Origin of the sequence: Ottowia sp., assembly GCF_047975795.1 — a bacterium.
Classification (GTDB): domain Bacteria; phylum Pseudomonadota; class Gammaproteobacteria; order Burkholderiales; family Burkholderiaceae_C; genus Ottowia.
This window is the reverse complement of the sequence record NZ_JBKEEE010000017.1, coordinates 25223-47433: the sequence shown is the minus strand read 5'-3', so window position 1 is coordinate 47433 and position 22211 is coordinate 25223. Positions and strand designations below refer to the sequence as shown.

Below are 22211 nucleotides of genomic sequence, written 5' to 3'. Positions count from 1 at the left end.
CTATGTCAGGTTCTGCTTCTATCTCCGACTCGCCTTCTGTGGCCCCAGCCGATTCGGCAGCCGCACCTCTTTCACCCCCTGTACCGCCGCCGTCAGGGCCTAAAGGCCGCTCGCCGATGCGCCGCTGGGGTCGCCGTCTGCTGATCGCTGCGGCCAGCCTGCTGGGCCTGTGGGTGCTGACCTGGCTGGGCGTGCCGCCACTGCTCAAATGGCAGGGCGAAAAGCAGGCCAGCGCGCTGTTGGGCCGACCCGTGCATATTGGCAAGGTGGACTTCAAGCCCTGGACGCTGGAGCTGACGGTGTCAGACTTGCGCATCGCGGGTGCGCCTGTGGCTGAGACTGCACCTACACCTGCATCCGCACCTGCATCCGCACCTGCGACGTCAGGCCCGGCCGGTGCGCCGGGCGCTTCATCCCTCTCGCCTGACTTGCTGAAAATTCAGCGTGTCTACGTCGATGCCGCGTTGCAATCCATCTTTCGCCTGGCACCGGTCATCGATGCCCTGCAAATCGACGCGCCTGAGGTGCACCTGGCCCATCTGGGCGAGGGCCGGTACGACGTGGACGACATCCGCGCCAGGCTGGCCGCGCGCCCGCAGCCACCTGCTCAAGACAGCGACAAACCGCAACGCTTTGCGCTGTACAACATCAGCCTGACGGGTGGCCGCATCAGCTTCGATGACCGCGCCGTGGGCCGTCAGCACGAGGTGCGCGACGTGCACCTGGCGCTGCCTTTCATCAGCAACCTGCCAGCCCAGCGCAGCGTGCATGTGCAGCCCAAGCTGGCCTTCGTGGTCAACGACAGCGCGTTTGATTCGCAAGCGCAAGCCCTGCCGTTTGACGATTCACGCCGGGTAAACGCTGCCTTCAAACTCAGCCAGCTTGATTTGAAGCCCTACCTGGGTTACATCCCGGCCGGTCTGCCGCTGCAATTGCAGGCCGCCACGGTGGATGCCGACGTGCAACTGGGCTTTGAACAAACGCCACAGCCCGCGCTGCGCGTGGACGGCACGCTGGCCGTCACCGGCCTGAAGGCCACCGACGCGACAGGCGCTGATGCCCTGGCGTTTGAGGCGCTGAATATCACGCTGGGCGACGTGCGCCCGCTGGAGCGCCAAATTCACCTGACATCGGTGGCCTTGCAAGGCCCGCAACTGGCACTGCGGCGCGAGCGGGATGGGCGGCTCAACCTGCAAAAAACCACGAAAGCGTCGGCTAAACCTCAAAAAAATTCAGCGCAAAACGATTCAAAATCAATAGCTGATAACGCCGCGGGAGCGGGCGTTAAAGGCCAATTTGATTCTGAAACTTCTGCGGCGTCGGCGGCACAACCAGCGGCGTCAAAAACGCCCGAGGCCAAGGCGGCGCAATCCTCGGCCAGTGCCCCGATGGCACAGGCGTCCGCTCCTTTGACGATCGCTTCTGGTGCTGCCCCAGAGGCCGCTCTTGAACCTGTTGCTGAACCTGCTTCTGAACTCGCATCCACATCCGCTGCTGCATCAGCAGCAGAGTCAACGCCCGACCATGCTGCACCCAGCCCCTGGAAAGTGCTGGTGGACAAGGTGACGGTGCAAGGCGGTGCGGTTGACTTCACGGATGAAACCACCGCCCAGGGCCATACACCGGCCGTCGCCGTACGCCTGAATCCTGTCACTCTGAACGTCGCCGATCTGGCCTGGCCATTGCCCGCCGACGCCTCCGCCCCCATCCGTTTTGATGGCACGCTGGTGCTGGCAGATGCTGATGGCCTGACACCGGCCATCGTCTCCGACGCTGCTCCACGTGCGGCCAAGGCGCGCAGCAAAACTTCGGCCAAAACCTCACGCCGCGCCAGCAAGGCGAACAAGGCCAGCGGCAGCGCATCGGCGTCTGCTGCGGCGCAGCCGCCTGTAGCATCGGCATCGGCACCTGCATCAGAGTCAGCCATCGCCACCGTCTCTTTATCCTTGCCTGGGGGCGGCGGGCCAGCGCTGGCCTTTGATGGCCAGGTGAACGCGCAGGGCGCGCAATGGCGGACGCACATCCGCAGCGTGCCGCTGGCGCTGGCCGCGCCGTATTGGGCAGCGTACCTGCTGCCGCGCTTGACGGGCGATCTGGACGCCCAGATCAACGGCGAATGGACACCGCCCCAGGCGGCTGACCAAGCCCCTGCGCTGAAACTGACGGCCGAGCGGCTGGCGTTCAGCCAGTTGCTGCTGGCCGATACCGAAGTGACCACAGCGGCCGAAAAGGCAGCGGCCCAGCGGCAGGGCCGCCGTAGCCGGGCCAGTTCATCCGCGCTGGCCAGCGTGGCGCAAATCGAATTGAAGGACGTGCAACTGGACGTGGCGGCCCGCGCGGTCACGGTGGGCCAACTGGGCGTGCAATCGCCCCGCACCCGCGTGGCGCGCGACACCGATCAGCGCTGGATGTTCCAGGACTGGCTGGGCACACCGGTCAACAGCAGCGCCGAGCCACCACCGCCTTCAGCCTCATCCAGCGCCAAAGCGTCCAATCCCTGGACTTGGATCATCCACGCGCTGACGCTGGACGATGGCGATGTGCGCTGGCGCGACAGGGGCGTCCGCGATGGCCCGCCGGTGCGATTGGATCTGACGCAGTTGCATGTGCACGCCCAGCAGATCGATCTGAACAGCAAAAAGCCCATGCCGCTGAACGTGTCAGCGCGTCTGGGCGTGGGCGAGACAGAGCCTGGCCAACTCGACTGGCGCGGTCACCTGGCGCTGACGCCGTTGGCCGTGCAAGGGCAGGTGACGACCCAGCGCCTGCCGCTGCATGTGTTGCAGCCGTATGCCGACGGGCTGGTCAACGTCGACATTTTGCGTGCGGACAGCAGCTTCAAAGGTGATGTGAACTACAGCCAGACCGCGCAAGGCCCGCGCCTGCGAGTCAAGGGCGATGTGGCGCTGCAAGACTGGCGCGCCCATGGCCGCAGCCCCGCCGCTGGCACCAACACCAGCGCCAACACATCATCCGGCAGCAGCCCATCGGCAGTCACGGCCAAAGACGCCTCAGCGCCCACCGCGCGCGCCGCATCCAACGCCACTTCACGCGCCGCGCTGGCCCCAGCGGCAGCGGCCATCCAGAGCCGCTCCAGTGGTTTGGGCGATGAACTGCTGAGCTTCAAGCAATTGCACCTGAGCGGCCTGGATGTGCAAATGGAACCACAAAAGCCGCTGCAAATCGACGTGGCGTCGGTGCAATGGTCTGATTTTTACGCTCGCCTCATCATCCAGGCCGATGGCCGCCTGAGCTTGCAGGACGTGGTTAAGCCGGGCGAAAACAAGGCCGCCGCTGAGGCCGGCATGCCCGCCGAAGCGGCTTCTGCGGCTGCTGCCGCATCGGCGGCGCAGCCTGCTGCCGCCACGCCTGCACAGCCTGATCCCAATGCCCCCATCATCCGCATCGGCCCGGTCAAACTGGATGGCGGGCACATTTATTTCTCAGACCGCTTTATCCGCCCCAATTATTCGGCCGATTTGACCGAGTTGAACGGCTCACTCAGCGCCTTCAGCTCGGTGGTGCCCGCAGGTGGGCCGCAAATGGCCGAATTGCAGCTCACAGGCCGCGCCCAGGGTACGGCCGGGCTGGACATCAAAGGCCAACTCAACCCGCTGGCCAAGCCGCTGGCGCTGGACATTCGCGCGCAAGTCAGCGATCTGGATTTGCCACCGCTCACGCCCTACACCATCAAATACGCGGGCCACGGTATCGAGCGCGGCAAGCTCAGCGTGGACGTGAACTACGTAGTGCAACCCAGCGGCCAGCTCACCGCCACCAACAAACTCGTGCTGCATCAACTGGAATTTGGTGAGCCGGTGCCCAACGCGCCCGCCAGCATGCCTGTCAAGCTGGCCACTGCACTGCTGGCTGACAGCAATGGCGTGATCGATCTCGATTTGCCCATTAGCGGCTCGCTCAACGATCCGCAGTTCTCGCTCGGGCCGATCATCGTCAAGGCCATTTTCAACGTCATCGGCAAGGCCATCACGGCACCGTTCACGCTGCTGGCGCGTTCGCTGGGCGGCGCTTCGGGTGAAGACATGTCGATGGTGGCCTTTGCCCCCGGCACGGCGCGGCTGGACGACAAAACACGCGGCCAGCTCGACAAGATTGCCTATGCGCTCAAGCAGCGCCCGCAACTGAAGATGACCGTGGTCGGCACCGCCAATTTAGAGGCCGAGCAAGACGGCATTCGGCGCGAGCGCCTGCGCGCCATGGTGCTGGCCGAGCGGCGCGACGCCAGTGGTGGCAGCGCAGCGCCGCCCACACAGGCGGCGTCGGCACCTGCTTCAGCATCGACGGTGGCTACTTCCGCTGCTCCCGCTGCATCCACTCCTGCTTCAGCCGCTTCCGGCGCGCAAGCAGCGGGCAGCAACAAAACCAGTTTGGACGCGCCCAAACTGTCTGACGAGGAATACGCCACGCTGCTCAAGCGCGTGTACCGCCGTGCCGACATCCCGGGCAAGCCCCGCAACGCCGTGCGCATGCTGCGCGACATTCCCGTGGCCGACATGGAGGCGCTGCTGCTGGCACACATCGACATCGAGAGCGAAGCGCCTCGCCAACTGGCCGTGCAGCGCGCCGCCGCCGTGAAAGACTATCTGTCCAGCCAACAGGTGCCGGTGGCGCAACTGTTTATCGGCGCGCCCCGCACAGGCGCGCAGGCACTGGCTCCGGCGGCAGGCGCGGCCAGTGCAGCGGCCGCTGCGGCAACACCCGCCAGCGCTTCGGAGTCGCCCGCCAGAGCTTCAGAATCAGCCGCTACCGGCCCCTCGGACAAGGCCGCCGCAGGCTGGACGCCGCGCGCCAACCTCGCCTTGTCTGCACGCTGAAACAGCACGGTCTGGCAATATAGTCTGGCCGGGTAGCGCAAATCCCGGCGAAAATACCCAGCTTGAGCAGGCACGCCGTCCAGGCGTGCCGGTTGTTTTGAACATTTTCCAGTAGCCCCAGAGCACCATGTTTCCGTTTTCCCGTGATTCCAAAGACGCATCAGATCAAGCCCAGGACGACACCCCGGCCAAGGCACCCGAGGCCCACCCGCTCGACGCTCTGACCGGCGGCGCTTTTTCCGCCGCCACCTCGGGCGAGCGCGCCCAGCGCGTGCGCGACTGGCTGGCCACCGATCCCGGCCTGGAGCAAATGCAAGAGGTCTACAAAGAGCTGTCACACAAAGACAAAGGCGCGGCCAAAGCGCTGCGCGAAAAGCTGGACGAGGTCAAACGCACCAGCCAGCAAGACGCCGTAGCGCAAGACTGGGCCGACAAAGCCCAGGCCCTGCTGGCTGCCGCACGCCTGAACATTGCCGACGCCATGGCCTGGCAGCGCGACGCGGCCAAAGCCGGCGCACCGCTGTCGCGCGAGCCGCTGAGCGGCCTGCGCACCGAACTGGTCGAGCGCGTGAAGAAAGTCGAAGACTTGCAGCAGCGCGTGATGGTGCAGCGCGAAGCCGCCGCCTTGCTGGCCCAGCGCATCGAACTGCTGTCCACCAAACCCCTGGCCGATGCCGAAGGCCAGCAAAGCGGCCTGGACACCGACGTGGCCCACTGGCGCAGCCAAGCCAACCAGTTGCTGGCCGATGAGCAATGGCTGAGCGTGGACATGCGCTACCCGCCCCAGCTCGAAGCCGCCCAAAGCCAGCTTGCTGCCGTGTGGGACGCCTTCAGCGCCGCACTGGCGCAGGCATTGACCGCCCGCGCTGACAGCGCCGCGCCGCTGCCGCCGGTGCCGGTGTGGGCCGACGAATTGCGCCTGGCCCGGGGCGAGGTGCCGGTGGCTGCGCCCGAAAAACCGGCCAAACCGAAGATCGATCCAGAACAGCGCGCAGCGGCGCAAAAAGCCGTCGAAACCGGCACCATGCTGCTGGAGCAGGCCGTGGCCGCAGGCCACACCAAAAACATGCACAGCGCCACCAACGCGCTGCGCCAGTCGCTCAAAAAGCATGGCCGCCTGATTGACGACGCGCTGGAAGCGCGTGTGCACGCCGCGCTGGTCTCCGCAGGCGAGCTGGAAGGCTGGCAGCGCTGGAGCGCCGACAAGGTGCGCGAGCAACTGCTGGCCCGCGCCGAGGCGCTGCTGGTCAAGCGCAAGATCAAAGGCACGCCTTCTGAGGACGTGCCAGCCAAGGACACGTCCGCGAAAGACGAGGCCGCCCAAACCACTTCCGTTGCATCCACACCTGCCGCAGAACAAGCGGTGGCTCCTGCGCCTGCCCCGGTAACAGAAACCACCACAGAAGAATCCACCACAGAACCCGCGGCGGCCACCAATACACCTGCTGCACCGGCCTCTGAAGCGCTGGCAGGTGAAAGCACACCCCCCAGCGAATCCGTTGTCAGCCTTGAGGTCGATCGTGCCGATGCTGCTGCCGAAACAATAGCTGCCAACGAAGAAAGTGCAAGCACCAGCAGCCAAAGTGAGTCGCAAGAACAAAACCCCGAAACGGCGGCTCCTGCGCTGGAGCCTGGCTACGAAATGGCCCCCGCCATGGGCGGGCGCAAGTTGCAAGATGCCATCCGCAAGCTGCGCGAAGAATGGAAAACCGCCGACCAGGGCGGCGCACCCAACCATGCACTGTGGAAGCGCTTTGACCGCGCCATCAACGCCGCCCATAAATTCGTCGATGAATGGCTCACCACCGTGCGCGCCGAAGCGGCCGAGCACAAGGCCCAGCGTCTGGCGCTGATCGAAGAAGTCACTGTCTGGGCCAGCGCCAACGCTGGCCCAGGTGATGATGTCAACTGGAAAGACTTCAACCGTCAGATTCACCGCTTTTCTGACCGCTGGCGCAATGCGGGCCATCTGTCTGAAAAACAATACGCCGAGCTGCAACCGCGCTGGAAAGAAGCCATCCACACTGCTGTCCAGCCGCTGGAAGCCGTACAAAAACAAAGCACGGCCCGCCGCCAAGCCCTGATTGCCGAGGCCGAAAGCATGGGCGCTGCGCCACAGTTGCGCATTGACGCCGTCAAAGACCTGCAAAGCCGCTGGCAGGCCGAGGCCCAGGCCGTGCCGCTGGATCGCAAGCACGAACAAAAATTGTGGGACGCCTTCCGCAAACCGCTGGACGACGCTTTCAACCGCAAAGGCGCGCAGCGCCAAGCCCAGCGCGCGGCCATGAGCGCGCACGACAAGGCCGTGCTTGACGCCGCCAAAGCGCTGGAGGCGGCCAACGCCAGCGGCGACGCCCAGCAAATCCGCGCTGCCATTGCCGCGCTTGAAGCGGCCACGCACGGCGACACACCTGCACCTCAAGCAACTACGGCGCAGTCTGAAAAAGCGACCGTGGCTGCCGATTCAAAAGCGCAGCCCAGTGCTGAACTTGCAGCATCTGCCGCAGGCGAGGGCACTCAGGCGACGGCCAACGACACGCAAAACACCGCGCCAAGCACCACACCGCCTGCGGTAGACGCGGCCACGAATACTTCTGCGCCATCAGATGCGGATGCGCCGCCATCGGATACAGCGTCAGACGGCGAAGCCGCGTCCGCGCCTGAATCGGCCTGCGCACCTACCCCTGGATCTACCCCTGCACCGGCCCCTGCCGCACCCAAGCGCGTCGTGGCGGTGCGTGGTGACGACCGCCCCGGCCAGAAGAAAGACCAACCCGCTCCCGCAGGCCGTGGTGGCCGTGGCGGCGACCGCCGTGGTAGCGCAGGCCCTGGTGGCCGCGCGGGTGAGCGGGGTGCTCGTTCAAGTGATCGCTTTGGTGAACGCTTTGGTGGTCGTGCCAGCCGCGACGATCGCGCCCCACGTGGGCCACGCATGGGCGACACCGCATTCCGCGCCCAGCGTGACGCGGTCGAACACGCACAGGCCGCGCTGAAAAAACTGGCTGCGCAAGCACACGGCGAAACCCTGACCCAGTTGCTGGGTGCCTGGGCCGAACGTCAGTCCGAGCAAGTACCCAGCGCGCAAGAGCTGGGCCGCGCCGTCACCGGCAGCGTGCGCAGCGCCTGGGCGCAGGCGCTTCAGTCGGCCCCGCAAGGCGATGCGAGTCAAGCCCTGTTGCGGCTGGAAATGGCTGCCGAAGTGCCCACGCCGGCCGAACAGATCGATGCCCGCCGCGCACTGCAACTGCAATTGCTCACCCGCCGCAACGAACCCGGCCCGCGCGAGACTTGGACCGATGACGCCGCCCAGGTGCTGGCCAGCGGCCACAACGACGCGGCTGCACGCCGCTTGCAAAGCGCCTTGAAGGTGTTGATGCGCAAATAAAGGGTGGCAAGGCAAGGGTCAAGGACTGGGTGTTTTGAGACCAAACAGGCTTTCAACGCCTGTCCATCAAGCGCAACCAGCTATCAAATTAAAAGCATGGCACGCTGGTTTGAGCACAAAATCCCGCCCCCGGTGATCGACGCCGGATGCGCCGCCCTGATGTGGTGCCTGGCCCAGACATGGCCCACCGGGCAATTGTGGGCGCGCGCTGCCTGGCCTTGGGGCTGGATTTCGGCTATCGGTCTGGCCGCCATGGGCAGCGCGGTGGCCCTGGCCGGTGTGCGCGCTTTTGGCCGTGCGCGCACCACCGTCAACCCGTTGGCTCCGCAAAAAGCCAGCGCTCTGGTGACGACGGGCATTTACCAGTTCACCCGCAATCCCATGTACCTGGGCATGTTGTTGGTGCTTTGCGGCTGGGCCGTGTGGCTGGGCCACGCCGCTGCCCTGGCCGTGCTGCCGTTGTCGGTGATGCTGCTCAACCAACTGCAAATCAAGCCTGAGGAACGCATCTTGCGTCAGCGCTTTGGCCAAGACTATGCGCGTTACATCGCCCGCGTCAAGCGGTGGGGGCTGTGGTAGCCCTGGTGGAAACACGACTCGATATGATTGGCCGAGTGTTTTTTCTGATCTTTTGATGAAAGGTGATCAATGTCCCGTCTGCCCCCTGTTTTGCAGCGCCTGCGTTTTCCCGTCATCGGCTCGCCACTGTTCATCATCAGCACCCCCAAGCTGGTGATTGCCCAGTGCTGTGCGGGCGTGGTGGGGTCGATGCCTGCGCTCAATGCCCGTCCGGCCGAACAGTTGGATGAATGGCTGGCCGAAATTACCGAGGCGCTGGCGGCCTGGGACAAGGCGCACCCAGACAGCCCTGCCGCTCCCTTTGCCATCAACCAGATCGTGCACAAAAGCAACGACCGGCTGGAGCACGACATGCAAATGTGCGCCAAATACAAGATGCCTATCGTGATCACCAGTTTGGGTGCGCGCGAAGATGTGAACCAGGCCGTGCACGGCTGGGGCGGTGTGGTGTTGCACGACGTTATCAGCAACGTATTCGCGCACAAGGCCATCGACAAAGGTGCCGACGGATTGATTCCGGTGGCCGCTGGCGCGGGCGGGCACGCCAGCATGAAAAGCCCGTTTGCCATGGTGCAGGAGATTCGTCAATGGTTTGATGGCCCGATCGCCCTGTCAGGGGCGATCGCTTCTGGCGGTGCCATTCTGGCCGCACAGGCTTGTGGCGCGGATTTTGCTTATATTGGCTCGCCGTTCATTGCCACCGACGAGGCGCGTGCGGTGGACGGCTACAAACAGATGATCGTTGACAGCAATTCAGACGATATCGTCTATTCCAACTTCTACACTGGCGTACACGGCAATTACCTCAAAGGCAGTATTCGCAACGTCGGCATGGACCCGGATAACCTGCCGCAAAGCGACCCCAGCAAAATGAACTTTAGTACGGGCGAGGGCAGCAATTCAGCCAAAGCGTGGAAAGACATCTGGGGCTGCGGCCAGGGTATTGCTGCCATCACTGAAGTGGTGCCCACAGCCGATCTGGTGGCCCGTCTCCAGCGCGAATACCAGCAGGCGAGGGCGGCTTTGAGTTTATAGATCGGTGGCAGTCAGGCGCTGCTGCGCCCACCCAGTCCAGTGCGGACAGCCTGACGCCATCGACCACCCGCAACCAGACCAGCGCTGTGGCCACATACACGCCACCATAAGCGGCATATACCCGGCCACTGGCGGCGGGGTGCAAGGTGAGCAGCCAGACGAAAAGCGCCAAACTGGCTGCCGCTGGAATCAGCAACCACGCCGACCCGCCTTGGCGCAACCACAGATACGGCAGAAAACAGCCCACGATTTCTGCCAGCGCCGTGGCGACGAACAAACCGGTGGTTTGCAGGATCAACAATTTGAACGCCCAGACATCCCACATGCCTGGTCCGTGGCGCAAGTGCCCAGGCGTGTGGTGTGCATTTCAAAGGTCAAAAATTTCAAACCCGAAAACCCAAGGCAACGACGGTGTCCGCTGCTTTGACGCGCCTGGGCCGTGTGGCGGCTGGTTGACGCCTTGGGCTGGCTTGACGCTTGGCGCGTGCCGTGGGTGATGCGGCCGCTGCCGCATCGACCTTGGCGCGAATGTGGGCCAGCGCTTGATCCACCTGATCGATCAGGATCAGACACAGATCGCCGGGCTTGAGGCGATTCATGGCGCGGTCGATGGCCAAAAGCTCGCCATGCACTTCGTCCATGCGTCGGGTGCGGGCAGCGCCTTGCAGCCCCTGGCGCAGCAAGGCCAAAACTTCGCCGTCGGCACGGCCACGCTGGCAGGCGTCCTGGTACAGGATCACCTCATCAAAGGCCGCACCCAGCAGTTGGGTCTGGCCCCGAATGTCTTCGTCACGGCGATCGCCCGCGCCGCTGATGACCACCGAACGCTGACGTGCCTGCATGTTGTCCACCCCTGCAACCAGAGCGGCAATAGCATCCGGGTTGTGACCGTAGTCGGCAATGATGGTGGCCCCGCGATAGTCAAACACGTTGAAACGGCCAGGCACGCCATGCAAATCACTGATAAAGCTGGTCAGTCCTTTTTGAATCACCTGCCAGGACACGCCCACCGCCCAGGCGGCGGCCACTGAGGCCATGGCGTTTTCGACCTGAAAGCCAATTTGCCCCTTGCGTGTGATGGGTATGCGCGCCAGCGGCAGGCGTTTGGTGAATGTGCCTTCGGTGCAAACGATGTCGCCCCGCTCGACAAACACCACACGCTGGCCCTGGGCCATGTGGGTGGCGATGACTGGGTGACGGCCATCCTGCGCGAAAAAGATCACCTTGCCAGGGCAGTGTGGAGCCATGGCAGCCACGGCGGGGTCGGCGGCGTTGAGCACGGCGGTGCCGGTGGGCGCGACGTTCAGCACGATGACGCGCTTGAGCACGCTCAGGTCTTCCAGCGTAGTGATGTAGTTCAGACCCAGGTGGTCGCCCGCGCCCATGTTGGTGACCACGGCCACGTCGCAGAGGTCAAACGCCAGGCCCTCGCGCAGCAGGCCGCCGCGTGCGGTTTCTAGCACGGCGGCGTCCACGTCGGGGTGCACCAGCACGTTGCGTGCGCTGCGTGGGCCGGAGCAGTCGCCAGAGTCAATCTGGCGGCCACCGACATACACGCCGTCAGTGTTGGTCATGCCCACACGCAAGCCGTTGGCCTTGAGCAGGTGCGCAGCCAGTCGCACGGTGGTGGTCTTGCCGTTGGTGCCGGTGACGGCAATCACCGGAATGCGGCCATTACCACCATCGGGGTACATGTGGTCGATCACGGCCTTGCCCACATCGCGCCCCTTGCCGAACGAGGGGCTGATATGCATGCGCAGGCCCGGGGCGGCGTTGACTTCGACAATGCCGCCGTTTTGCTCTTCCAGCGGGCGCATGACGGTCTCGCACACCACATCGACGCCGCAGATGTCCATGCCTACCGTTTGTGCGGCTTCGATGGCGCGGGCGGCCACGTCTGGGTGCACGCTGTCGGTGACATCGGTAGCGGTGCCGCCGGTGGACAGGTTGGCGTTGTTGCGCAGCACCACGCGCTGGCCTTGGGCGGGTACCGAATCGGGCGTCAGGTTCTGGGCCGCCAAGCGTGCCTCGGCAATGGTGTCGATGCGAATTTTGGTCAACGAAGTGCCGTGGCCTTCGCCACGGCGTGGGTCTTGATTGACCTCGGCCACCAGTTCGCGCACGGTGTGCTGGCCGTCGCCGATGACCAGCGGCGGATCGCGTCGCGCCGCCGCCACCAGTTGGCTGCCCACCACCAACAGGCGAAAGTCGTGGCCGGGCAGATAGCGCTCGACCATTACGGTGCCGTATGGGGCTGCGGCGGCAAAGGCAATGTCAAAGTGGCCACGTTCGGTGATGCCGACCGTGACGCCCTTGCCCTGGTTGCCGTCTTGTGGCTTGACGACCATCGGAAAACCAATGTCCTGCGCCACGGCCCAGGCTTCTTCCAGCGTGCCAACGGGGCGGCCCAGCGGCACCGGCACACCGGCTGCATGGAGCAGTTTTTTGGTCAGGTCTTTGTCTTGCGCAATGGCTTCAGCAATGGCGCTGGTGCCATCCACTTCAGCGGCCTGGATGCGGCGCTGCTGGCTGCCCCAGCCCAGTTGCACCAGACTGCCCGAGGTCAGGCGCTTGAACGGGATACCGCGCGCCACTGCCGCTTCGACAATCGCGCCGGTGGAAGGCCCCAAACGTTCGTCTTCGTCCAGTTCGCGCAATTCGGCCAAGGCCGCCGCCAGATCGAAATGGCCATCATCGGCAGCAGCCCGGCACAGGTCTTGTGCTTTTTCAAATGCCAGCCGCCCCACGGCTTCTTCGGTGTACTGCACAGCGACCTGAAAAGTGCCTTCGATTTCAGTGGGCGTGGTGCGGCTGAATGTCACCGGACAGCCAATTTGGGCCTGCAAGGCCAGGGCACTCAGTTCCAGCGCATGGGCCATGGAAATGGGGGGGCTCGGCTTGTTGGCATGCAAAGCGCCAACGGCAGGAAACAGCGCGCGCAGGCGTTGTTCAAAAATGGGGGTGAGGCGCAAATCGCGCTCGGCGCTGTGGCAGGTGACGACGGCCTCGATGGCCGTGTAGCGGCTCCACAGATTGGGGCCGCGCAGGGCGCGGATGCGGGAAACTTCCATGAAAGTCCTAACAGTACAGAACTGAAGCTAGCAACGGGTGAGGATGCGCTTCAGTGGACAGCCTGGGCGACTGACTGCGTCTCAAATCGCAACAAAGCCGCACGAATTAAGTCAACCGGGATTTCCAGTGCCCAAGCGGCCGCCACGGCAGCCAAAACGTCAGAGCACACAAAAGAGTGCACATCTGGTTGCGTTTTGTCGTACGAGCTGAGCCATGTCATGGCTGGAAGATTAATCAGTAAGGTTTCAGTTCGCTTTTGCTTCAGGACGATGGCGTCGCCCTGCAAACAGACGGCGCGCCCTTTGCGGGCGCAATGTGCGGCCAGTGCGGTGTGGCCTGCGTTTAGGCTGTACAGCAGCACCTCGCCGTCTGAATAACCTGCCAGTTCCAGCACGGCGCTGTCGTCGGCGTTTAAAACGGCCGCGCCTTCAGGCAAGACCAGATCGACCTGGGTACGCACGATATTGGGCATTTGATCGGCTTCGGTGATGTACAGGTCGTCCAGTCCTTCGGGGTCAGGCATGCCCATCACCACGCCGACCTGACAGCGGTCATAAGGCAGACCCTCGCTCAGAATATGACGCGGTGAGGTTTCAAACACAGCCGCCTGCACGGTGCGGTTGACCAGCATGCGCTCGCCCGGCTCGTAGCCCAGGGCGCTGCCCTTGCCCAACTGGCGGGATCCAAGGTACAGGCCGCTTTGGCAAGCCAGCGCAGTTTGCTGGCCGTTCAGTTGCAGCATGGCCGCCACCAGGTGCGATGCGAGCGATTTTTGGCTTTGACCAACGATCCCCACAATGGGGATCCGACCGTTGGCGTTGTCGGGAAACAGGTGGTGCGTGATGGCTTCGCCCACCGGCTGGGCACGGCCCACGGCTGGTTTCAGGTGCATCAGCAGACTAGGCCCAGCATTGACTTCTACAATGGCACCGCCTTGCGGGGCCAGTGGCTGGGAGATGTCATCAACCACCAGATCAATTCCAGCGATGTCCAGTCCCACCACGCGGGCGGCCAGCGCCATTTGCTCGGCGATATCAGGGTGCACCAAAGCGGTGACGTCGTGGGCCATGTTGCCAGTGCGCTGCACTTCGGCATTTTGGGCGCGCGGCAGCACGCTGGCAGGCGTCAGGCCCTGACGATCCAGCAGCAGCAGCAGCACCGGATCGTCCAGGCGCACCACGTCAAGCGGAAGGTGCTCTTCTTCGCCCCGGCGTGGGTCGGTATTGACCTGGGCAGCGATCAGCTCGGCAATGCTGGATTTGCCGTCGCCGCTCACGCGTGTGATCTCGCCGCGCGTGGCTGCTACCACCTGAGCGCCGACGACCAGCAGACGGTACTCTTGCCCGGGAATGAAACTTTCGACAATGACTTCCGAACCTTCTTTTTCGGCCGCCATGAAGGCGTTGACGACCTCTTTGCGTGTGCTCAGGTTGAGCGATACGCCGCGCCCATGGTTGCCGTCAGAAGGCTTGACCACTACTGGCAGGCCGATGTCTTCAGCGGCTTCCCAGGCAGCTTCGGCGGTGTCCACCGTGCGGCCCTCGGGCACCGGAACACCCGCAGCAGACAGCAATTGCTTGGTCAGGTCTTTGTCGCGCGAGATGCCTTCACCGATAGCGCTGGTACGGTCAGTCTCGGCCGTCCAGATGCGGCGTTGGGCCGCGCCGTGGCCCAATTGCACCAGATTGCCATCGTTCAGGCGGATCGAAGGGATGCCGCGTGCGGTGGCCGCATCCACAATGCAAGCGGTGCTTGGCCCCAGGCACTGGCGGTCCACCAATTCGGTCAGCCGGGCAATGGTGGTGGCCACGTCGTAAGGGCGATTGTTGATGGCCGCCATGACCAAATTGCGAGCCGATTCGATAGCCAGCTTGCCCACTGCTTCGTTGTGGCTGCGAATCACGACCTTGTAGACGCCGTGCTCGCCCGTCATGCGGGCCTTGCCAAAACCGGTTTTCATGCCCGCCTGGGTTTGCAGCTCCAGCGCCACATGCTCCAGGATGTGGCCGGGCCAGGTGCCGTCGCGCAGCCGCATCAGAAAGCCGCCACGGCGGCCCACGCTGCAACGGTGCTCGATCAAACCGGGCAGCCAGGCGGTCAGGCGGTCATAAAAGCCGGGCAGGGTGTTGGACGGGTGATCTTCCAGCGCACCGATGTCCACCACGGCTTCGACGATCGAGCGGTAAGTCCAGACATTGGGGCCGCGCAGATACGCCATGCGGCGGATCACGATGTCCGCGAAATCATGTTCAGGTGCGGCGGCGCACGCTGTAACAGTTTCAGATACCGTACAGACAGGTGATGGATACAATCCGCCACCACTGACCGAGCCGCGCTCGTTGGGTTCGATTCGCTTCATGAAAGTGCGCTCGCTTTTGTTGTGATCGTTGCTGTCCAAAGGCCGTTGGCGTAACTTGCTGGCCTATCCTGATACAAGTATTCATGTCGTCTACGCCCCCCCCTGCATCTTCTGACTTTGGCGCAGCCGAGTCGGTCGGGAATTATCAGGGAGCGCCGCTGCAACCCACAGAAAACGTGTTGAGCGCGCTGGAAGTTGACTTGAACCATCGTTTGCATTTTTCGCAGGGATGGGTGCTTATTACAAACCAGCGTCTGCTCACCCGGTATCCAGATGAAACCCGTTGGCGTGCCTGGAATTTACAGCCGAGTTTGGCCTTGACCCACCACGACCATGCGGGCGTGGGCACGTTGCAATTGCGCGATGCGGATGGACAACTGGCCGTCTGGCGCTATACGCTGGGGCGCAACCCGGCGGCACTGAAACTGCTGGAGCGATTTGAGCGGATTCAAAACGTGCAGGCCCAAGGCGCGCCAGTCGCAGCGCAGTCTGTTCAGACAGATGAAGCGGCCGCATCCGATGAATCCGTGGTGGAAGAAAAGCCACCTTCCACCTGGACACTGCTGCGCCTGTGGCGCTTTGCCCACCCGCACCGCTGGCATCTGCTGGCTGGTTTTTTGCTGATGCTGGCGGCCACCGCTGCCACGCTGGTACCGCCTTACCTGACCATGCCGCTGATGGACGAGGTGCTGATCCCGTTTCAGAACGGCCAGCAGATTGACTGGCAACTGGTGAGCGGGCTGCTCGCGGGCTTGCTCGGCTCGGCGGTGCTGGCCTGGGCCTTAGGCTGGGCCAAGACCTACATTTTGTCTTTGGTGTCCGAGCGCATTGGCTCGGATTTGCGCACTAGCACTTACGAACATTTGCTCAAGCTTTCACTTGAATACTTCAGTGGTCGCCGCACGGGCGATCTGATGGCCCGCATCGGCTCCGAAACCGACCGCATCAACCTGTTCTTGTCGCTGCACCTGCTGGACTTTGCCACCGACGTGCTGATGATCGTGATGACGGCGGCGATTCTGTTTTCCATCAACCCCACGCTGGCGCTGGTCACGCTGCTGCCGTTGCCGGTGATTGGCTGGCTGATTCATGTGGTGCGCGACCGCCTGCGCACGGGTTTTGAAAAGATGGACCGCATCTGGTCGGAAGTGACCAACGTGCTGGCCGACACCATCCCCGGCATCCGGGTGGTGAAGGCTTTCGCACAGGAAGAGCGCGAGGCCAGGCGTTTCAAAGAGGCCAACCACCACAACCTGCTGGCCAATGACCGGCTCAACCGGCTGTGGTCGCTGTTTTCGCCCACCGTCACGCTGCTGACCGAAATTGGCCTGCTGGTGGTGTGGGCGGCCGGTATTTGGCTGGTCAGCCGCGGGCAGATCACCGTGGGGGTGTTGACGGCGTTTTTGGCCTACATCGGGCGCTTTTACACCCGGCTGGACTCGATGAGCCGCATCGTCTCAGTCACGCAAAAGGCCGCTTCGGCCACCAAACGCATTTTCGAGATTCTGGATCACACCTCCAGCGTGCCTGAGCCCAAAAATCCACGGTCCATGCCGCAGGTACAAGGCCGCATTGAAGTGCAGGGCGCTGCCTTGCGCTACGGCAACCGCTCGGTCATCCGGGGCCTGGACCTGAGCATTGCACCGGGCGAGATGATTGGCCTGGTGGGCCACAGCGGCTCGGGCAAAAGCACTTTGGTCAACCTGATCTGCCGCTTTTACGACGTGACCGAAGGGGCCATCTTGGTCGATGGCGTCGATCTGCGCCAGGTGCGCGTGGCCGACTATCGTCAACACGTCGGCCTGGTGCTGCAAGAGCCGTTTCTGTTCTTCGGCACCATCGCCGAGAACATCGCCTATGGCAAACCGCAGGCCACGCGCGCAGAAATCGTCGCCGCCGCCCGTGCGGCCCATGCGCACGAGTTCATCCTGCGCCTGCCCCAAGGCTACGACTCGCTGGTGGGCGAGCGCGGCCAGGGCCTGTCGGGCGGCGAGCGTCAGCGCATCAGCATCGCCCGCGCGCTGCTGATCGACCCACGTATCCTGATCCTGGACGAGGCCACCGCCTCGGTCGACACCGAGACCGAGCGCGAAATCCAAAAAGCCCTGGACAACCTGGTGCGTGGGCGCACCACCATTGCCATTGCGCACCGCCTGTCCACCTTGCGCAAGGCCGACCGGCTGGTGGTGCTGGACAAAGGCGTGAAGGTGGAAGAGGGCACGCACGAAACCCTGATTGCCCAGCGCGGAGCCTACTGGCGTCTTTACGAAGCGCAGGCGCGGCAGGAAAAGGCCGAGCGCGACCGCATGCTGGTAGTGGACGAAGCTGAACTGGCACCGGCCGCGTCATCCAGCGGCCAGAAGGAGCCGCCCGCATGAGCGAATCCAACCCATTCAAATTGCACCGCGATCCCTTTGGCCGCCTGGTGCTTACCGATGCCCAAGGGCAGGCGCACGTCGGCGTGCTTGCCGTGCGCGCGTTTCCCATCTCTGCCCCCGACGAAGGCATCAGCTTGGTCGATGCCGATAGCCACGAACGGGCCTGGGTGCCGCTGCTCGGCGCGCTGGACGCGCCGCACCGCGCTTTGCTGGGCGAGGCGCTGGAGCAGCGCGAGTTCATGCCCCGCTTGCAGCGTGTCAAGGCCGTCAGCAGCTTTGTCACTCCCAGCACTTGGGACGTGGACACTGACCGTGGCCCCACCAGCTTCGTGCTCAAAGGCGAGGAAGACATTCGCCGCCTGGGGCCGGGCCTGTTGATCGTCAACGATGCCCACGGTGTGCAATATCTGATCGAGGATGTGATGGCCATGGACAAGCACAGCCGCAAGTTGTTGGACCGGTTTTTGTAAACCGTGCTGGAGATTGATGCGGGGCAGTGACGGGCGGCACTGCCCCACAGGTTTTTGCACGTTCAAATTTTTGCACGTTCAGATGTCTTCAGCCAGCGGATAAGGCATGCGCAACGCTCCCAACGCCGGGCCATCGTGGGTGCCAACGTGCAAATCAGTGGCTTGAGCCACCGCCAGTTGCAGCGCGGCAATCACCGCCGTGCCGCCGCCGGGCAAAAAATCAGGCACAGCGGCGGCCTGGGCGATCAGGCCCACGGGCTGCCCAGGTGCGGCGGCTGAAAACACCTCTTGCCCGGCCTGGGCCGGGCCGCTGACCTGGCCCACAAAGGCGCGCCGCTTGATGGCCCCGCGAAACTGGCTGCGCGCCACCACTTCCTGGCCGGGGTAGCAGCCTTTTTTGAAGCTGATGCCGTCCACGCTTTCGTAATTGAGCATTTGGGGCACAAAAGCTTCAACCACGGGGGCACTGACGCTGGCCACACCGCTGCGCACAGCGGCAAAGTCCCACAGCGCGGGCGTGACCGCGGGGCCTGCGGGCGGTGGATGGTCTGCGGCAGCTACCCACAACGCGCGGGCGATGCCGTCGGCGGACGGCAAAGGGGCCAAAAAACCAGGGTTATTTTGGCTGTTGGTGCTGATGGAATATGCACCAGAAGCTATGGTTTCAATAGTATCTCCAAGCACGCCGTACACGGTTAAGTCACTGCTGGCATCGCGCAGCGTGAGCTTGGCACGCAGCATGAACATCGACAGACGCTTGAGCGTGCGGGCCAGCAGGTCTTGCGAGCACACCAGCCAGAAATCGTTGGGGCTGCGCTTGCACACCACAAAGCTGGCCAGCAGCCGACCCTTGGGGCTGCAAAAACCCGCCAATCGGGCCGGGCCGGGCGGCATCAGTATCACGTCTTGCGTCAACTGGCCTTGCAGAAACTGCGCCGCCTGCTCGCCGCTGGCGCTGATGACGCCCAGCTGGGGCAAGGCAGTGACGCCATTCAGCGCGGCGGCATGCTCGGGTGAGGGGATGAAATCAGTCACAGGCGCGTTCATGGGCTGAATTATCATGGCCGACTCTTTGTCTGGATATGGTCAGGGTTGTGCGCCGTTTATTTGCTGTCTTGTTGATTGCGTTGCTGGCCTTAGGCGCGGCGGGCTGGTGGTGGAGCACGCAGCCGCTGAAACTGGCCGCAGCCAAGGTGGAAATCAGCGTGCCTGGCGGTTCTTCGCTGCGCACGGCAGCGGCTCAGGCCGTGGCAGGTGGCGTGCAAACGCCGCCTGTGCTGCTGGCGCTGTACTTTCGGCTGGCCGCGCGTGGGCAGACCATCAAACCCGGCGAATACGAAGTCACACGCGGCATGAAGCCGGCCGATTTGTTGGGCAAGCTGGTGCGGGGCGACCGCATCATGCTGGCGGTGACGCTGGTCGAAGGCTGGACTTTCAAGCAGGTGCGCGCCGCGCTGGCCAAGGCCCAGCACCTGAAAAGCGACACCGCCACGATGAGCGATGCCGACATCATGCAGGCTTTGGGCCGCCCCGGCATTAACCCCGAAGGACGCTTTTTCCCCGACACCTACCATTACGCCAAAAACTCAGGTGATCTGGCCGTGCTGCGCCAGTCGCTGCAATTGATGGACAAGCGCCTGGCAGCCGCCTGGGACGCGCGCATGCCCAATTTGCCACTCAAAACCGACGACGAAGCGCTGACACTGGCCAGCATCGTCGAAAAAGAAACCGGACAAACCCAAGACCGCGCTGACGTGGCCGCCGTGTTCGTCAATCGCCTGCGCATTGGCATGCGCCTGCAAACCGACCCGACGGTGATTTACGGCCTGGGCCAGCAGTTTGACGGCAACCTGAAGCGCAGCCACTTGAACACCGACACTCCCTACAACACCTACACCCGCACCGGCTTGCCGCCCACACCCATCGCCATGCCCGGTAAAGCCGCACTGATGGCCGCTGTGCAGCCTTCGGGCAGCAAGGCGCTGTACTTTGTGGCGCGCGGCGATGGCAGCAGCCAGTTCAGCGAGTCGCTGAGCGAACACAACCGAGCGGTGAACCGCTACCAGCGAGGAAGATGAGCTACCTCCAGGCTCCACGCGCTGTGCGCTGTTGCGCCCCCCTGACAGGGGGCACCGCCAGTGGCCGGGCGCAGCCCGCCCACACCGGTTGTTGGGTTGGCCTGCTCTGCGGCCATTTGGCTTCATTCCCGATGGAAGATACGGCATGAGGCAGGGACTGTTCGTGAGCTTTGAAGGCATTGACGGCGCGGGCAAATCTACCCACATCGAGGCGCTGGCCGATGCCTTGCGCACTGCTGGCCGCACCGTGGTGTTGACGCGCGAACCCGGCGGCACACCGCTGGCCGAGCAGATCCGCACGCTGGCGTTGCACCAGCCCATGGACGGGTTGACCGAAGCGCTGTTGATGTTTGCCGCCCGGCGCGACCATGCGCGCCAAGTCATTGGCCCGGCACTGGCGCAAGGCCACGTCGTGCTGTGCGATCGTTTTACCGACGCCACCTTTGCTTACCAGGGCGGTGGGCGCGGGCTGGATTGGAATTTGCTATCGAAAATGGAGCTTGTTGCGCTTGATGGAATTGCGTTTGAGGCTGATTCTTTACATCAAAATGCAAGCCCTGCGGCTGTGCTGCAACCTGACTTGACCTTGTGGTTCGACCTGCCCCCTGAAGTGGCCGCCCAACGCCTGGCCGGTACCCGCGTAGCCGACAAGTTCGAGGCGCAGCCGGCGGCATTTTTCGAGGCCGTGCGCGCTGGCTATGCACGCCGCCTGGCCGAGGCACCCGCGCGCTTTGCCCGCATCAACGCCGATCAGCCCAAGGAGGCTGTGCAAGCGCAGGTGCGCGCTGCTGTGCAGGCCAGGGGGTGGCTATGACTGCTGCCACATCGCGCGCCCCCGTTGCGCCCTGGATCAGCGCGCAACTGCAAGCGCTGCTGGCCCAGCGTGGCCACGCCTGGCTGCTACAAGGCCCTTCCGGGTTGGGCCAGTTCGAGCTGGCATTGAGTTTGGTCAGGGCATGGCTGTGCGACAGTCCGATCGGGCTGCCACCGGGCGCGCTTGCGAAAGCGGCAAACGAAACAGAACCACGCGCAGCAGAAAGCGTAGGGGCCGCCGGTTTCGCCGCCGGGCCGTCCCAAGGCGAAACAGCCCCCTTGGGGGGCAGCGCACCACGCGCAGCGGGGAGCGTGGGGGCATTATTCGGCGCTTGCGGCCAGTGCCCCAGCTGCCACGCCATCGACGTGCATACCCACACCGATCTGGCGGTACTGATGCCCGAAACCGAGCTGCTGGCGCGCGGCTGGCCGCTGCCCGACAAAGCTCAGGCCGACATCGACGACAAAAAACGCAAGCCCAGCAAGGACATCCGTGTCGACGCCATGCGCGATGCCATCGAATTTGCCCAGCGCACCAGTGGCCGCGGGCGCGGCAAAGCCGTGCTGGTGTACCCGGCCGAGCGCATGAATCCCGTCACGGCCAACGCGCTGCTCAAAACGCTGGAAGAGCCGCCGGGCGACGTGCGCTTTGTGCTGGCCACGGATGCCGCCCATCTGCTGCTGCCCACCATCCGCAGCCGGTGTCTCAGCCACACCATGGTCTGGCCAGACGAGATCCAATCGCTGGCCTGGTTGGCCGATCAGGGCGTTCCCGCAGATGAAGCACCGGCCTTGCTGCACGCGGCCGGTGCCCGCCCGGCCGAAGCGCTGGCGCTGGCCGCGCACAAGGGCAGCGCCCAAAGCTGGGCGAAATTGCCGCGCGCACTCCACGCCGGCGATGCGGCAGCCTTGCAAGGCGTGCCGCTGCCCGAGGCCGTGGCGCGCCTGCAAAAGCTGTGTCACGACCTGATGGCCCTGGAAGTGGGCGGTGCGCCGCGCTACTTCGCCGCCGCAGATTTGCCCCAGCGGCCCTTGTCGCCTATGGCGTTGGCGCGGTGGTGGGCACAGCTCACACAGGCTGCGCGCACCGCCGAACATCCCTTAAACGCCGGTTTGGCGACAGAATTCCTGGTCAGCAGCGCCCGGCAGGCCCTAAACTCCAAGGCTTGAGTGTCTGTTTGGCACACGCCAGTCTTTCAAAACCACC

General features: G+C 63.9%; 13 protein-coding genes. 9 read left to right on the top strand and 4 right to left on the bottom strand.

Going from position 1 to position 22211, the window contains the following annotated elements; all coding sequences use genetic code 11:
- Positions 1 to 2: 2 nt before the first annotated feature.
- The 4 genes from ACK5NW_RS02290 (at position 3) to ACK5NW_RS02275 (ending at position 9834) form a co-directional block, all read left to right on the top strand.
- The gene (locus ACK5NW_RS02290; RefSeq protein ID WP_416924637.1) at positions 3 to 4835 is read left to right on the top strand and encodes a DUF748 domain-containing protein; all 4833 of its coding nucleotides are present in this window, start codon (positions 3 to 5) and stop codon (positions 4833 to 4835) included.
- A 127-nt stretch (positions 4836 to 4962) separates the two neighbouring features.
- On the top strand, positions 4963 to 8220 hold the full coding sequence (locus ACK5NW_RS02285) for a DUF349 domain-containing protein (protein ID WP_416924635.1): 3258 nt from the start codon (positions 4963 to 4965) through the stop codon (positions 8218 to 8220).
- 96 nt (positions 8221 to 8316) lie between these two features.
- Positions 8317 to 8799 (top strand): methyltransferase family protein, encoded by a 483-nt coding sequence (locus tag ACK5NW_RS02280; RefSeq protein ID WP_416924633.1) that lies wholly within the window; start codon positions 8317 to 8319, stop codon positions 8797 to 8799.
- Positions 8800 to 8868: 69 nt separating this feature from the next.
- Entirely contained in the window at positions 8869 to 9834 is a 966-nt protein-coding gene (locus ACK5NW_RS02275; protein WP_416924631.1) for an NAD(P)H-dependent flavin oxidoreductase, read from the top strand.
- Here the strand turns inward: ACK5NW_RS02275 and ACK5NW_RS02270 are convergent.
- From ACK5NW_RS02270 to cphA (ACK5NW_RS02260), 3 genes are all read right to left on the bottom strand, one after another.
- Complete coding sequence (locus tag ACK5NW_RS02270; protein WP_416924729.1) at positions 9752 to 10135, bottom strand: YnfA family protein; 384 nt, start codon at positions 10133 to 10135, stop codon at positions 9752 to 9754. The two genes, ACK5NW_RS02275 and ACK5NW_RS02270, sit on opposite strands and share 83 nt — an antisense overlap.
- An 82-nt stretch (positions 10136 to 10217) precedes the next feature.
- A complete protein-coding gene (cphA, locus tag ACK5NW_RS02265) occupies positions 10218 to 12905 on the bottom strand; it encodes a cyanophycin synthetase (RefSeq protein ID WP_416924629.1) in 2688 nt (895 codons plus the stop codon).
- Between the two features lie 50 nt (positions 12906 to 12955).
- On the bottom strand, positions 12956 to 15265 hold the full coding sequence (gene cphA / locus ACK5NW_RS02260; protein ID WP_416924627.1) for a cyanophycin synthetase: 2310 nt from the start codon (positions 15263 to 15265) through the stop codon (positions 12956 to 12958).
- An 83-nt stretch (positions 15266 to 15348) separates the two neighbouring features.
- Between cphA (ACK5NW_RS02260) and ACK5NW_RS02255 the strand changes: the two genes are divergently transcribed.
- Positions 15349 to 17643 (top strand): ABC transporter ATP-binding protein, encoded by a 2295-nt coding sequence (locus ACK5NW_RS02255; RefSeq protein ID WP_416924626.1) that lies wholly within the window; start codon positions 15349 to 15351, stop codon positions 17641 to 17643.
- Positions 17640 to 18113 (top strand): DUF1854 domain-containing protein, encoded by a 474-nt coding sequence (locus ACK5NW_RS02250; protein WP_416924625.1) that lies wholly within the window; start codon positions 17640 to 17642, stop codon positions 18111 to 18113. The genes ACK5NW_RS02255 and ACK5NW_RS02250 overlap by 4 nt, the downstream gene beginning before the upstream one ends.
- Positions 18114 to 18191: 78 nt before the next feature.
- Here the strand turns inward: ACK5NW_RS02250 and ACK5NW_RS02245 are convergent, their stop codons facing one another.
- Positions 18192 to 19160, bottom strand: coding sequence for a YgfZ/GcvT domain-containing protein (locus tag ACK5NW_RS02245; RefSeq protein WP_416924624.1), 969 nt, complete (start codon positions 19158 to 19160; stop codon positions 18192 to 18194).
- 35 nt (positions 19161 to 19195) lie between these two features.
- On the opposite strand from ACK5NW_RS02245, the gene mltG reads away from it, so the two are divergent.
- The 3 genes from mltG to ACK5NW_RS02230 all read left to right on the top strand — a co-directional run bounded on the left by mltG (position 19196) and on the right by ACK5NW_RS02230 (position 22174).
- Complete coding sequence (gene mltG, locus ACK5NW_RS02240; RefSeq protein WP_416924623.1) at positions 19196 to 20191, top strand: endolytic transglycosylase MltG; 996 nt, start codon at positions 19196 to 19198, stop codon at positions 20189 to 20191.
- A 145-nt stretch (positions 20192 to 20336) separates the two neighbouring features.
- Positions 20337 to 21005, top strand: coding sequence for a dTMP kinase (tmk, locus tag ACK5NW_RS02235; RefSeq protein ID WP_416924622.1), 669 nt, complete (start codon positions 20337 to 20339; stop codon positions 21003 to 21005).
- Complete coding sequence (locus ACK5NW_RS02230; RefSeq protein ID WP_416924621.1) at positions 21002 to 22174, top strand: DNA polymerase III subunit delta'; 1173 nt, start codon at positions 21002 to 21004, stop codon at positions 22172 to 22174. The genes tmk and ACK5NW_RS02230 overlap by 4 nt, the downstream gene beginning before the upstream one ends.
- Positions 22175 to 22211 lie beyond the last annotated feature (37 nt).

Bases quoted from the DNA above. Each gene is read 5' to 3' on its own strand.
- tmk (WP_416924622.1), top strand. From the start codon at position 20,337: ATGAGGCAGGGACTGTTCGTGAGCTTTGAAGGCATTGACGGCGCGGGC.
- ACK5NW_RS02230 (WP_416924621.1), top strand. From the start codon at position 21,002: ATGACTGCTGCCACATCGCGCGCCCCCGTTGCGCCCTGGATCAGCGCG.
- cphA (WP_416924627.1), bottom strand. From the start codon at position 15,265: ATGAAGCGAATCGAACCCAACGAGCGCGGCTCGGTCAGTGGTGGCGGA.
- ACK5NW_RS02285 (WP_416924635.1), top strand. From the start codon at position 4,963: ATGTTTCCGTTTTCCCGTGATTCCAAAGACGCATCAGATCAAGCCCAG.
- ACK5NW_RS02255 (WP_416924626.1), top strand. From the start codon at position 15,349: ATGTCGTCTACGCCCCCCCCTGCATCTTCTGACTTTGGCGCAGCCGAG.
- ACK5NW_RS02250 (WP_416924625.1), top strand. From the start codon at position 17,640: ATGAGCGAATCCAACCCATTCAAATTGCACCGCGATCCCTTTGGCCGC.
- ACK5NW_RS02290 (WP_416924637.1), top strand. From the start codon at position 3: ATGTCAGGTTCTGCTTCTATCTCCGACTCGCCTTCTGTGGCCCCAGCC.
- ACK5NW_RS02245 (WP_416924624.1), bottom strand. From the start codon at position 19,160: ATGAACGCGCCTGTGACTGATTTCATCCCCTCACCCGAGCATGCCGCC.
- cphA (WP_416924629.1), bottom strand. From the start codon at position 12,905: ATGGAAGTTTCCCGCATCCGCGCCCTGCGCGGCCCCAATCTGTGGAGC.
- ACK5NW_RS02275 (WP_416924631.1), top strand. From the start codon at position 8,869: ATGTCCCGTCTGCCCCCTGTTTTGCAGCGCCTGCGTTTTCCCGTCATC.
- mltG (WP_416924623.1), top strand. From the start codon at position 19,196: ATGGTCAGGGTTGTGCGCCGTTTATTTGCTGTCTTGTTGATTGCGTTG.
- ACK5NW_RS02280 (WP_416924633.1), top strand. From the start codon at position 8,317: ATGGCACGCTGGTTTGAGCACAAAATCCCGCCCCCGGTGATCGACGCC.